This is a genomic window from Pseudomonas sp. TH37 (assembly GCF_016650735.1).
GTDB lineage: Bacteria > Pseudomonadota > Gammaproteobacteria > Pseudomonadales > Pseudomonadaceae > Aquipseudomonas > Aquipseudomonas farris.
In genome coordinates this window covers 502,695-515,767 of record NZ_JAEKFD010000002.1, presented here as the reverse complement: position 1 = coordinate 515,767, position 13,073 = coordinate 502,695, and the positions used below count along the sequence as shown (strand labels likewise).

General features: G+C 61.3%; 11 protein-coding genes. 3 read left to right on the top strand and 8 right to left on the bottom strand.

Annotation, left to right across the window (positions count from 1 at the left end; genetic code table 11):
• The first annotated feature begins 45 nt into the window (after nt 1-45).
• The 3 genes from JFU11_RS07490 to JFU11_RS07480 all read left to right on the top strand — a co-directional run bounded on the left by JFU11_RS07490 (nt 46) and on the right by JFU11_RS07480 (nt 2,864).
• Nucleotides 46-573 (top strand): TRAP transporter small permease, encoded by a 528-nt coding sequence (locus JFU11_RS07490; RefSeq protein ID WP_123719203.1) that lies wholly within the window; start codon nt 46-48, stop codon nt 571-573.
• Entirely contained in the window at nt 574-1,854 is a 1,281-nt protein-coding gene (locus JFU11_RS07485; protein ID WP_201060252.1) for a TRAP transporter large permease, read from the top strand.
• A gap of 134 nt (nt 1,855-1,988) precedes the next feature.
• A complete protein-coding gene (locus tag JFU11_RS07480) occupies nt 1,989-2,864 on the top strand; it encodes an aldose 1-epimerase (RefSeq protein ID WP_123719202.1) in 876 nt (291 codons plus the stop codon).
• Here JFU11_RS07480 and JFU11_RS07475 read toward each other — a convergent pair.
• The 8 genes from JFU11_RS07475 to JFU11_RS07440 form a co-directional block, all read right to left on the bottom strand.
• On the bottom strand, nt 2,849-4,576 hold the full coding sequence (locus tag JFU11_RS07475) for a NahK/ErcS family hybrid sensor histidine kinase/response regulator (protein WP_123719201.1): 1,728 nt from the start codon (nt 4,574-4,576) through the stop codon (nt 2,849-2,851). The two genes, JFU11_RS07480 and JFU11_RS07475, sit on opposite strands and share 16 nt — an antisense overlap.
• The gene (ercA, locus tag JFU11_RS07470; protein WP_201060251.1) at nt 4,560-5,723 is read right to left on the bottom strand and encodes an alcohol dehydrogenase-like regulatory protein ErcA; all 1,164 of its coding nucleotides are present in this window, start codon (nt 5,721-5,723) and stop codon (nt 4,560-4,562) included. The genes JFU11_RS07475 and ercA overlap by 17 nt, the downstream gene beginning before the upstream one ends.
• 281 nt (nt 5,724-6,004) lie before the next feature.
• Nucleotides 6,005-7,138, bottom strand: a complete 1,134-nt coding sequence (gene pqqE / locus JFU11_RS07465; RefSeq protein WP_201060250.1) for a pyrroloquinoline quinone biosynthesis protein PqqE — start codon at nt 7,136-7,138, stop codon at nt 6,005-6,007.
• A complete protein-coding gene (gene pqqC / locus JFU11_RS07460) occupies nt 7,135-7,887 on the bottom strand; it encodes a pyrroloquinoline-quinone synthase PqqC (protein ID WP_123719199.1) in 753 nt (250 codons plus the stop codon). Before pqqC ends, pqqE begins: the two co-directional genes overlap by 4 nt.
• 127 nt (nt 7,888-8,014) lie before the next feature.
• A complete protein-coding gene (pqqB, locus tag JFU11_RS07455) occupies nt 8,015-8,929 on the bottom strand; it encodes a pyrroloquinoline quinone biosynthesis protein PqqB (protein ID WP_201060249.1) in 915 nt (304 codons plus the stop codon).
• Nucleotides 8,930-8,983: 54 nt separating this feature from the next.
• Entirely contained in the window at nt 8,984-9,055 is a 72-nt protein-coding gene (gene pqqA / locus JFU11_RS07450) for a pyrroloquinoline quinone precursor peptide PqqA (protein ID WP_010455123.1), read from the bottom strand.
• Between the two features lie 300 nt (nt 9,056-9,355).
• Nucleotides 9,356-10,876, bottom strand: a complete 1,521-nt coding sequence (locus JFU11_RS07445; protein ID WP_201060248.1) for an aldehyde dehydrogenase family protein — start codon at nt 10,874-10,876, stop codon at nt 9,356-9,358.
• 309 nt (nt 10,877-11,185) lie between these two features.
• The gene (locus JFU11_RS07440; protein ID WP_201060247.1) at nt 11,186-12,961 is read right to left on the bottom strand and encodes a PQQ-dependent methanol/ethanol family dehydrogenase; all 1,776 of its coding nucleotides are present in this window, start codon (nt 12,959-12,961) and stop codon (nt 11,186-11,188) included.
• Between the last annotated feature and the right edge of the window lie 112 nt (nt 12,962-13,073).

Here is a 13,073-nt window from a genome sequence, read left to right as displayed (position 1 = left end):
GTTGACGAGTGGATCGTCAGCGGCGCCCGGTTACGGTGAAACCCGATGAAGAATCTGCTGCTGCGCATCAACGACAGGATTTACATGACCTGCATCTGGGTCGCCGGCCTGTCGGTCCTGACCATTGCCCTGATCATTCCCTGGGGCGTCTTCGCCCGTTACGTCCTCGGCACCGGTTCAAGCTGGCCCGAGCCCACCGCGATTTTGCTGATGATGGTCTTCACCTTCATCGGCGCCGCCGCCAGTTATCGCGCCGGTGCGCACATGGCCGTGGCCATGCTCACCGACCGCATGCCCCCCGAACTGCGCAAGACCATGAGCATCGTTTCGCAGCTGCTGATGGCGACCATTTGCCTGTTCATGGCCATCTGGGGCACCAAGCTCTGTATGTCCACCTGGAACCAGTTCATGAGCTCTCTGCCCACTCTGCGCGTGGGCATCACCTACATGCCGATTCCCGTGGGCGGTGTGCTGACGCTGATTTTCGTGCTGGAAAAACTCTTGCTCGGTGACCAGAGCAACCGTCGGGTCGTGCGTTTCGACCTGGTTGAAGAAAGCGAAGGTGCCGCATAAATGGACGCTCTGATTCTGCTCGGCAGTTTTATCGCTTTGATCCTGATCGGCATGCCGGTCGCCTACGCCTTGGGGCTTTCTGCCCTGATCGGTGCGTGGTGGATCGACATCCCGTTCCAGGCGCTGATGATTCAGGTCGCCGGTGGCGTTAACAAATTCTCGTTGCTGGCGATCCCGTTCTTCGTACTCGCAGGGGCGATCATGGCCGAGGGCGGCATGTCCCGCAGACTGGTGGCTTTTGCCGGAGTGTTGGTGGGGTTCGTGCGCGGCGGGTTGTCGCTGGTGAACATCATGGCCTCGACCTTCTTCGGCGCGATTTCCGGCTCTTCGGTGGCGGACACGGCGTCGGTCGGTTCGGTGCTGATTCCGGAAATGGAGCGTCGCGGCTACCCGCGGGATTTCTCCACCGCAGTGACGGTCAGCGGTTCGGTGCAAGCCCTGCTGACGCCACCCAGCCATAACTCAGTGCTCTACTCGCTGGCCGCTGGCGGGACCGTTTCGATTGCTTCGCTGTTCATGGCCGGCGTAGTGCCGGGCCTGCTGATGAGCGCGTGCCTGATGGTGCTGTGCCTGATCTTCGCCAGAAAGCGCAACTACCCCAAGGGCGAAGTCATTCCGCTCAACGAGGCACTGAAAATCTGCGGTGAAGCGATGTGGGGCATGATGGCGATGGTCATCATTCTCGGCGGCATTCTCTCGGGCATCTTCACCGCCACCGAATCGGCGGCGATCGCGGTGTTGTGGTCGTTCTTCGTCACCATGTTCATTTACCGCGACTACAAGTGGAGTGAGCTGCCCAAGTTGATGCACCGCACGGTGCGCACTATCTCGATCGTGATGATCCTGATCGGCTTCGCCGCCAGCTTCGGCTACATCATGACGCTGATGCAGATCCCGGCGAAGATCACCACGATGTTCCTGACCCTGTCGGACAACCGTTACGTGATCCTGATGTGCATCAACGTGATGCTGCTATTACTCGGCACGGTGATGGACATGGCGCCGCTGATCCTGATTCTCACGCCGATCCTGATGCCGGTGATTCTGGGCATTGGCGTGGACCCGGTGCAGTTCGGCATGATCATGCTGGTGAACCTGGGGATCGGATTGATCACACCGCCGGTGGGCGCGGTACTGTTTGTCGGCTCGGCGGTGGGCAAGGTCAGTATCGAAAGCACGGTGAAAGCGCTGCTGCCGTTCTACGGCGTGCTGTTCCTGGTGCTGATGGCCGTGACCTACATTCCCGCCATTTCGCTGTGGTTGCCGCATTTGGTGTTGTGACCTCAAAAGATCGCAGCCTTCGGCAGCTCCTACAGGATTTGTGTTCGTCCGATATTTCACGGGTGTGCGCGATTCCAATGTAGGAGCTGCCGCAGGCTGCGATCTTTTCAACCATTCAACGCAGGGCGAAAATCATGACCCTCAACACCCTCGAACTCGAAGACGAACTCACCCGCCTCACCCTCGCCCCCGAACTCGGTGCGAGCATCGTCAACTGGACGGTACGCAGCACCGGCCAACCGCTGTTGCGCCACAGTGACCAACACGCCTTGAACACCGGCCTGCCCGGCAAACTCGCCTGCTATCCCCTGGCGCCATGGTCGAACCGAATCTCGGAGGGTGGTTTCGACTGCCCCGACGGCTGGCTCACGCTGACGCCCAACAGCCTCACCGATCCCCTGCCGATTCATGGCAGTGCCTGGCAACAGCCGTGGCAGATCGTCTCGCATACCCGCGATGAAATCGTCCTGCAACTCGACAGCACCACGCCCTTCGCTTATCGCGCAAGGCAACGTTTTCATCTGAGCGAGGGCAAGCTGAACATTAATTTGCAGGTCACCCATCTGGCCGAACACGCCGCCTGGCATGGGCTCGGTTTGCATCCCTACTTCCCGCGCGCTGCAGGCACTCGGTTGCAGACGCAGGCGCGACAGGTCTGGTTGTGCGACAGCACAAAACTGCCAACACAACTCACTTCGATACCCAAGGATTGGGACTTCAGCCAGCCCCGGGCATTACCCGAAACACTGGTGGACAACGGCTTTTGCGAATGGGACGGCCACTGCCTGATCCAGCAACCCGAGCTGGGTTATGAACTGGAGTGCCAGGCCACCGGCAGCGACTACTACCTGCTCTACTGCCCCGTAGGCCTGGAATTTTTCTGCATCGAACCGGTAAGCCATCCGGTCAACGCCCATCACTTGCCGGGTCGGCCAGGGTTGCGTTTGCTGGAACAAGGCCAATCTGCCGAACTCGGTTTCAGCCTGCGCTATCGCTACGCCAACAGCTGAGTCAGCACCGCGCGCAACTTGCCGGGCTTCACTGGTTTGTTCAGCAGCGGCGCGTCGAGGCGCTGCAATGAGCGCCGGCACTGGTCGGTGCGGTCGGCGGTGATGATCACCGCCGGAATCGCCTGGCTGAAATGCTCGCGCAAATGCCGGACCACCTCACAACCCACCACCCCGTGGTCCAAGTGATAGTCCGCCAGAATCAGCTCCGGCGCCTGCCCCTGCAAAGCCACCAGCGCGGTGGCCTCGTCGGTGGCGGTGACCACTTCGCAGCCCCACTGCCCGAGTAGCGCGCTCATGCTTTCAAGAATGCTGACTTCGTTGTCCAGCACCAACAGACGCCGGCCCGGCAACGGGTTGCCGGTGCTCGGTTGCGGTGCGGCCAGACTGATCGGCAGTGGAATCTCATGGGAAATCGGTACTTCGATGCTGAACATCGAACCGCGCCCCGGCAGCGAATGAACCTGAATCCTGTAGTCGAGGATCTTGGCGATGCGTTCGACAATCGCCAGTCCCAGGCCCACGCCCTTGCGATCGGCGGCGCGCCCGACGTCCAGTTGGTTGAACTCGAGGAAGATCGAGTCAAGACGATCCGCAGGAATCCCGCGCCCGGTGTCCCAGACTTCGATACGCAGCGCATCGCCCCGGCGCCTTGCCCCCAGCAGAATGCAGCCCTCGTCGGTGTAGCGGCAGGCATTGCTGAGGAAGTTGCGCAGGATTCGGGTCATCAGGCGCAAGTCGGTATGAATGGCGTAATCGCCCATGTGCACCCGCAGGTTCAACCCGGCTGCCGCGGCCACCGACTGAAACTCCGAGACCAGTGGCGCGAACAATTCGTCGAGGCGGTACAGGGCAATGTCCGGCTTCACAGCGGCCTGATCGAGCCGGGAAATATCCAGCAGATCGGTGAGCAAGTCTTCGGCCCCTTCCAGCGCCTGATGCGTGCGCTCCACCAGCACCTGCTCGACGTCGGGCAGTTTGCGCTCGCGCAAGGTCGAGATCAGCAAACGCGCGGCGTTGAGCGGCTGCAACAGGTCGTGGCTGGCGGCGGCGAGGTATTTGTCCTTGCTGCGATTGGCGGCTTCGGCAGCATCACGGGCATCGCGCAAGGCTTCTGCGATCTGTTTGCGCTGGGTGATCTGCTGTTGCAGATTGCGGTTGGCGTCCAGTAACTCGTTGGTGCGCGCGGTGACCCGCTGCTCCAGTTGGTCATTGAGTTGTTGCAGGCGTTGCTGAGCGAGTTTTCGTTCGGTGATATCGGCGACAAAGCCCTCCACCAAACCTTCCTGATCCGGTTTGAGCAGCAAGTTCATCAGTACGTCGAGGACGCTGCCGTCCTTGCGCCGCAGCTGAGTTTCATAGCCCAGCAGGCTGCGCTCGCGCTGGAGGATTTCGCCGATGCTTTCCAGCTCTTGCGCCCCGCCGACGAACAGCGTATCCGCCAGGTCCGTCAGAGAAAACAGCACCTCCTGCGGGTCCTGATAGCCAAGCATCCGCGCCAATGCCGGATTGGCGGCGCGCATGCCTTCCAGCAGGCTGGCCTGGAAGATCCCGTGTACCGCGTTTTCGAACAGCCATTTGTAGCGGTTGCGTTCGGTTTCCAGTTCATCCAGGCGCGCAGCCAGTTCCGGGTAATGACTCTTGCGCGCCGAGTGGTTGCCTAAGCCGAGTAACCCGGCCAGCGCCCGTTGTTGCTCGTCAGAGGGCTTCGCCATAGACGACCTCGACGTCGCGCTGACTGGATTCGCGCGGGTTGGTAAGGATGCACGGGTCGTGCATGGCGTGTTGCGACAGGAACGGAATGTCCGCCGTACTCACCCCGTGCAGGCCCAGGGTTTCGTGGAAGCCGATGGCGTGTTTGAGGGCGATCAAGTGTTCGACCAGCCGCCCGCAAATCTGCCGGTGATTGAGGCCACGGCAATCAATACCGAACGTCTCGGCGATCACCTTGAAGCGCTCCGGCGACGAGCTGTAGTTGAACGCCACCACGTGTTCCACCAGCACCGCATTGCACAGGCCATGGGGTAGATCGAGGAAGCCGCCGAGGCTGTGGGACATGGCGTGCACCGCGCCAAGAATCGCGTTGGAGAACGCCAGCCCGGCCTGCATGCTGCCGAGCATGATTTTTTCCCGCAGGGCGATGTCGCTCGGGTTGGCGATCATTTGCACCAGATTGCCGTTGATCAGCCGCATCGCCTCCAGCGCATGAGGGTCGGTGAGCGGCCCGTGACCGGTGGAGACGAAGGCTTCGATGGCATGGACCAACGCGTCGATGCCGGTACAGGCCGACAGGAACGGGTCCATGCTCAGCGTGGTTTCCGGATCGATCAGCGACACGTCGGGCACCGCAGCCTTGCTGACGATGGAGAATTTCATGCGTTCTTGCTGATTGGAGATGATCACGAACTGCGACACGTCGGCCGAAGTGCCGGCGGTGGTCGGGATCAGGATCAGCGGCGGGCTGGGCATGCGCAACATGTCCACGCCCTCGAATTCGAGGATGTTGCGTCCGTGGGCGACGACGATGCCGATGCCTTTGCCGCAGTCCATCGGGCTGCCGCCGCCGATCGCCACGATCACATCGCAGTGATTCTCCCGGTACAGCTCGGCGCCGAGCATGACCTCTTCGATCCGCGGGTTGGGCGAAACGTCGCTATATAGAAAGTAATCGATGCCCTGGGCTTGCAGGCTGGCCTCGACATCGGCGACCCAACCGGCGGCAATCACACCGGGGTCGCTGACCACCAGCACCTTGCGGGCACCGAAGGTCTTGGCGTAGTTGCCGACGTTATGCCGACAGCCGGCACCGAAGATGATTTCAGGCGAAACGAATTTACGCAGCTGGCTGAGATTCTGGCTCATTGGAAAGCCTGTTTTTATTGTTTTGGAAGGTAAAGTCCACACTAAAGCATCCGGCTGCGAATGCAATCAGACCAATGGATAGCGAGCCAGCCCAGGGGTGCACTCCGATTTCAGATTCACTGAAAATCCCTGTGGGAGCGGGCTTATGTGGCGAGGGGGCTTGCCCCCGTTGGGTCGCGGAGCGGCCCCAAAATCAGAAGCTCCGGGACTGCTACGCAGTCCAACGGGGGCAAGCCCCCTCGCCACATAAGCCCGCTCCCACAGGGTTCTGTGTTCACAACTCATCCGCGATAAATCAGCCGCGAAGCCTTTTCATTGCGCAAGGTCAGGTGCTCCATGCCCTGCCCCGGCGCGTCGGCTTCATCCCGGGCCTTGAGAATAACGTCGTGGTGCGGCGATTTGCTGCACACCGGGTCGGCGTTACTCGCATCGCCGGTAAGCATGAACGCCTGGCAACGGCAGCCGCCGAGGTCATTGTGCTTTTCATCGCAGGAACGGCACGGCTCTTTCATCCAGTCATCGCCGCGAAAACGGTTGAAGCCGAACGAGTCGTTCCAAATGTGCGCGATGCTGTGCTCGCGCACGTTGGGAAACTGCACCGGCAACTGGCGGGCGCTATGACAAGGCAATGCCGTGCCGTCCGGGGTGATGTCGAGAAACAGGTTGGCCCAGCCATTCATGCAGGTTTTTGGGCGTTCTTCGTAGTAATCCGGGGTCACGAAGATCAGCTTGCACGGATGGCCCTCGGCCTCAAGCCGCTGGCGGTATTCATTGGTGATGCGCTCGGCGCGCTGCAACTGTTCGCGGGTCGGCAGCAGGCCGACGCGGTTGAGTTCAGCCCAACCGTAGAACTGGCACGTCGCCAACTCGACGAAATCCGCTTCCAGCTCCAGGCACAGTTCGATGATCTGCGCGATCTGGTCGATGTTGTGCCGATGGGTGACGAAGTTCAGCACCATCGGGTAGCCCTGGGCTTTCACCGCCCGGGCCATGGCCAGTTTCTGGGCGAAGGCCTTGCGCGAGCCGGCGAGCAGATTGTTCACCTCTTCATCGGCGGCCTGAAAACTGATCTGGATATGGTCCAGCCCGGCGATCTTGAAGTCGCGGACCTTCTGTTCGGTCAGGCCGATGCCCGAGGTGATCAGGTTAGTGTAGTAACCCATGTCCCGCGCGGCCTTGATCAGCTCGGCCAGGTCCTGGCGCACCAACGGCTCGCCCCCGGAAAAACCCAGTTGCGCAGCGCCCATCTCCCGCGCCTCGCGGAACACCCGAATCCACTCTTCTGTGCTCAACTCCTCGCCCTGTTGGGCGAAGTCCAGCGGGTTGGAACAATACGGGCATTGCAGCGGGCAGCGATAGGTCAGCTCCGCCAGCAACCACAGCGGTGGGCCGGGTTGCTGTTCGATCAGGCTCACAAGGTTATCCCCCGGTGCCAGACCTGCTCCGTGGTGACGGTGTGATACGGCGGACGATCCAGCTCGTAGGCCATGCTCATCGCGTCGAGCATGCTCCACAATACATCGAGTTTGAACTGCAGAATCTCCAGCATGCGTTGCTGGCCTTCGACCGTGACGTAGTGCGCCAGGGTGATGCGCAAACCATGCTCGACATCGCGCCGCGCCTGGCTCAGCCGCGTACGGAAATAGTCGTAACCGGCCGGATCGATCCATGGGTAATGGGTGGGCCAGGCGTCGAGCCGGGACTGGTGGATTTGTGGCGCGAACAGTTCGGTCAGGGAACTGCTGGCCGCTTCTTGCCAGCGAGCGCGACGGGCAAAATTGACGTAGGCGTCCACGGCGAAACGTACGCCCGGCAGCACCAGCTCTTGCGAGAGGATTTGTTCGCGATCCAGCCCCACTGCTTCGCCCAATCGTAGCCACGCTTCGATGCCGCCTTCACTGCCGGGGACGCCGTCATGGTCGAGGATCCGTTGCAGCCATTCCCGGCGCACGTCGCGATCCGGGCAATTGGCAAGGATAGCGGCATCCTTGAGCGGGATGTTCACCTGGTAATAGAAGCGATTGGCGACCCAGCCCTGAATCTGCTCGCGGGTGGCGCGCCCGGCGTACATGGCTTGGTGGAACGGGTGGTGGATGTGGTAATAGGCACCCTTGGCGCGCAGGGCTGCTTCGAATTCGGCGGGGGTCATGGGAGTGTCAGTCATTGCGGTTCTCCGGGGAATAACCGTTGGGTTCTGCGGTGTCTGGTCTGGCCTCATCGCGGGCAAACCCGCTCCCACAGAATTTAGGTGAGCCCTGTGGGAGCGGGCTTGCCCGCGAAGGGGCCATCCGCTACAGCTCAATACTCATGCCGTCATAAGCCACTTCAATCCCACGCCGCTCCAGCAATGCGCGCTCGGCCGAGTCTTCATCGAGGATCGGGTTGGTGTTGTTGATGTGGATCAGCACCTTGCGCTGGCGCTTGAAGCCCTCCAGCACGTCGAGCATGCCGCCGGGGCCGCTTTGCGGCAGGTGGCCCATTTCGCTGCCCAGGCTCTGACCGACTTCGCACACGCGCATTTCATCGTCGCGCCACAGCGTGCCGTCCAGCAGCAGGCAGTCGGCGCGCCGCATCCAGCTCAATACCTCGGCGTCGACTTGCCCCAGTCCCGGTGCATAGAAAACCGATGCACCGCTGCGCAGGTCTTCGATGAATAGGCCAATGGTGTCGCCCGGCTGCGGATTGCCACGATTGGGCGAGTACGGCGGTGCATTGCTGACCAACGGAATCGCGCGAAACTGCAGGTGTGGGCAGGCCGCGATACTGAACGGCTCACGATCCAGTTCGATGGGTTGCCACTGCAAGCCACCGTTCCAGTGTTTGAGCATGGTGAACAAGGGAAAGCCGCTGCTCAGGTCTTCGTGAACCCGCTCAGTGCACCAGACCGAATGCGGGCAGCCTTCGCGCAGGCTCAACAGCCCGGTGCAATGGTCGATCTGACTGTCCAGCAGAACGACGCCGGCAATCGCCGTGTCACGCAAGCGTCGGGCTGGCTGCATCGCCGGGAAGCTTTCGAGTTGCGCGCGAATATCCGGTGAAGCATTGCAGAGCACCCACTCCACACCGTCGTCGCTCAGGGCAATGGACGACTGCGTGCGGCGTTGTGCGCGCAGATTGCCGTTGCGCATAGCGGCGCATTGACGGCAGTTGCAGTTCCATTGCGGAAAACCGCCGCCAGCGGCGGAACCGAGAACGCGGATGTGCATGGAATGCCTCCAGAAGGCAGGCCCGGCCAACGCGACGGCTGACCGGGCAATCAATCAACGGTTGGCGAAATACATCGTCACTTCGAAGCCAATACGCAGATCGGTAAACGCGGGTTTATTCCACATGGGTCAATCCTCTTCTTGTGCCGGACGATTCCGGTAAAGCCATTAATGCACGGGGGATGAGATGACCGAATGCTACTTTCGAAGGAGGTTGTGGGGTGCGTTGGTAGGGGGTGTTGCGCAGATCATTAGCACCACACAAAACCCTGTGGGAGCGGGCTTATGTGGCGAGGGGGCTTGCCCCCGTTGGGTCGCGGAGCGGCCCCAAAACCAGAAGTTCCGGGACTGCTACGCAGTCCAACGGGGGCAAGCCCCCTCGCCACACAAGCCCGCTCCCACAAGTTTCAATGATGTTCTTGCGGGTTAGAAGAACCCCAACGGATTGATGTCGTAGCTCACCAGCAGGTTTTTGGTCTGTTGGTAATGGTCGAGCATCATCTTGTGGTTCTCACGGCCGACACCGGATTTCTTGTAGCCACCGAACGCGGCGTGGGCCGGGTACAGGTGGTAGCAGTTGGTCCAGACGCGCCCGGCCTTGATCGCCCGGCCCATGCGGTAGGCGCGGTTGATGTCGCGGGTCCACAGGCCGGCGCCGAGGCCGAACTCGCTGTCGTTGGCAATCGCCAGGGCTTCGGCTTCGTCCTTGAAGGTGGTGATACCCACCACCGGGCCGAAGATTTCTTCCTGGAACACACGCATTTTGTTGTGACCCTTGAGCAGGGTCGGCTGGATGTAATAGCCAGTCGACAAATCGCCTTCAAGGCGCTCGGCCGCGCCGCCGGTGAGCAGTTCGGCGCCCTCCTCCTGAGCGATTTTCAGGTACGAGAGGATCTTGTCGTATTGCTGCTCGGACGCCTGGGCGCCGACCATCGTTTCGGTGTCCAGCGGGTTGCCGCGCTTGATCTTGACGATCTTCTTCATCACCTCGGCCATGAACGGTTCGTAGATCGACTCCTGCACCAGCGCCCGGGACGGACAGGTGCAGACTTCGCCCTGGTTGAAGAACGCCAGCACCAGGCCTTCAGCAGCTTTCTCGATGAACTGCGGCTCGGCGTTCATGATGTCTTCGAAGAAAATGTTCGGCGATTTGCCGCCCAGTTCAACGGTGCTCGGAATGATGTTCTCGGCGGCGCAATGCATGATGTGCGCGCCCACCGGGGTGGAACCGGTGAAGGCGATCTTGGCGATACGCTTGCTGGTGGCTAGCGCCTCACCGGCTTCGCGACCGAAACCCTGGACGATGTTCAGCACGCCGGCCGGCAGCAAGTCGGCGATCAGCTCGGCGAACACCATGATCGACAGCGGCGTTTGTTCGGCGGGTTTGAGCACGACGCAGTTGCCGGCAGCCAGGGCCGGAGCGAGTTTCCAGGCGGCCATCAGCAGCGGGAAGTTCCACGGGATGATCTGCCCGACCACGCCCAATGGTTCGTGGAAATGATAGGCGGTGGTCAGTTCGTTGATCTCGGCGGCGCCGCCTTCCTGAGCGCGGATGCAACCGGCGAAATAACGGAAGTGGTCGGCAGCCAAAGGCACGTCGGCGTTGAGGGTTTCGCGCACGGCCTTGCCGTTGTCCCAGGTTTCGGTGACGGCGAGGATTTCCAGGTTCTGCTCGATGCGGTCGGCGATTTTCAGCAGCACCAGCGAGCGATCCTGCGCCGAGGTTTTGCCCCAGGCATCGGCGGCGGCATGGGCGGCATCAAGGGCTTTTTCGATGTCGGCGGCGCTGGAGCGCGGGAACTCGGCGATCACTTCACCGGTGACCGGAGAGGTGTTGGTGAAGTACTCGCCGTTGACCGGGGCAACGAATTCGCCGCCGATGAAATTGCCGTAGCGCGGTTTGAAGGAAACGACGGCGCCGGGTGTTCCGGGTTGTGCGTAGATCATGGTGGGCCTCTGTCTGGGTCGATGCCTGTCGAGCCAACAGGCGATGAACCGATAGTAGAGAGCCCCGCCTGCCAGACGAATGCGCCATTGGCAGGGGGATTCTCGTTATTTGGTAGTAGGTTTGCCCATACGGAACAGGTGATCCTTGTGGCGAGGGGCCTTGCCCCCGTTCGGCTGCGCAGCAGTCGTAAATCCGACCAACGCAGTGGGACAGGAGAAATGCTGGGGCCGCTTCGCGACCCAACGGGGGCAAGCCCCCTCGCCACAAAAGCCCGCTCCCACAGGGGTTATGCGGTGGAGTCAGGTTGATCAGTGCTTGGCAACGAGATCCTTCGGCAGCTTGAACGTCCAGAGCATGCCGCCCTGGTTGAAGTCCTTGACGCGCTTGGCCACTTCGCCGCCCCACAGCGGTACCGCGCCCCCCCAGCCGGAGAGCACCGAGACGTATTGTTCGCCGTCCATTTCCCAGGTGATGGGCGAGCCGAGCACGCCGGAACCGGTCTGGAATTCCCAGACTTTCTCGCCAGTCTTGGCATTGAATGCCTGCAGGAAACCTTCCGGCGTACCGGTGAACACCAGGTTGCCCTTGGTGGTCAGCACCCCGCCCCACAGCGGCGCGAAGTTCTTGTGCCGCCAGACTTCCTTGCCGGTTTTCGGGTCGATGGCGCGCAGCACGCCGATGTAGTCTTCGTTCAACGGTTTGATGGTGAAACCGGCGCCGAGGAACGCCGCGCCTTTCTTGTAGGCAATGCCTTCGTTCCAGATGTCCATGCCCCACTCGTTGGACGGCACATAGAACAGGCCGGTGTCGCGGTTGTAGGCCATCGGCATCCAGTTTTTCGCCCCGAGGAACGCTGGCGCGACGAACACCGAACTGCCTTTGGCCTCGGAGCCCGGCGCCCCCGGACGACTGGCGTCGTTGTAGATCGGCCGACCGTTTTTATCCAGGCCGCTGGCCCAGGTGATTTTGTCCACGAACGGGAAGCCGCGAATGAATTTGCCGTTGGTGCGATCCAGCACGTAGAAGAAACCGTTACGGTCCGCCGTGGCCGCTGCTTTGATTTCCTTGCCGCCTTCGTTGTAGTTGAACGACACCAGCTCGTTCACGCCGTCATAGTCCCAACCGTCGTGGGGTGTGCTCTGGAAGTGCCATTTGATCGTGCCGTCATCCGGGTTCAGCGCCAGGCGCGAGGACGAGTAAAGGTTGTCGCCAGGACGCAGATGCGAGTTCCACGGCGCCGGGTTGCCGGTGCCGAACAGCAGCAAATTGGTTTCCGGGTCGTAGTAGCCGCCCAGCCAAGGGGCCGCGCCGCCGGTTTTCCATAGATCGCCCGGCCAGGTCTTGCCCGCTTCGCCGCCGGAGATGCCGTTTTCTACCGCTTTGCCGTCCTTGTAGACATAACCCATGTGGCCTTCAACGGTTGGTCGGCTCCACAGCAGGTTGCCGTTTTTCGGGTCGTAGGCTTCGATCTTGCCCACCACCCCGAACTCGCCACCGGCCACACCGGTAATCAGTTTGCCGTTGATCACCAACGGCGCGGCGCTGATGGAATAGCCTTCCTTGTGGTCGGCAACTTTCTTGCTCCAGACGACTTTGCCGGTGTCCTTGTTCAGGGCCACGAGCTTGGCGTCGAGGGTGCCGAAAATCACCAGATCGCCGTACAACGCGACACCACGGTTGATCACGTCGCAGCACGGACGGATGTCATCGGGCAGGCGCGCGTCGTATTGCCAGAGCTTCCTGCCGGTGCGCGCATCCACCGCGAACACCCGCGAGTAAGAGCCGGTCATGTACATCACGCCGTCCTTGATCATCGGCTGCGCCTGCTGGCCACGCTGTTTTTCACCGCCGAACGAAAAGGCCCAGACCGGGCGCAGATCCTTCACGTTGTCGACATTGAGGGTGTCCAGCGGGCTGTAGCGCTGACCCTGGACGCCCAGGCCGTTGGTGACGACCTGCTCCGGGTTCTTCGGGTCCTGGAGAATGTCTTGATCGGAGACTGCGGCCAATGCCTGGCAAGACAACAGCATGGCACTGAGCAGCACGCTCAAGGCGAAGGGTTGGCGACGTGCGGGTTGGGTCATGACGGCTACCTCTGCGGTTTTTGTTATACCCGGGAAATTTTCCCGGTCTGGTGCAGATTCTTGGGCGCCGAAGCCCTTGCAACAATTGCCCGCAATGCGGAGATTGCTAGTT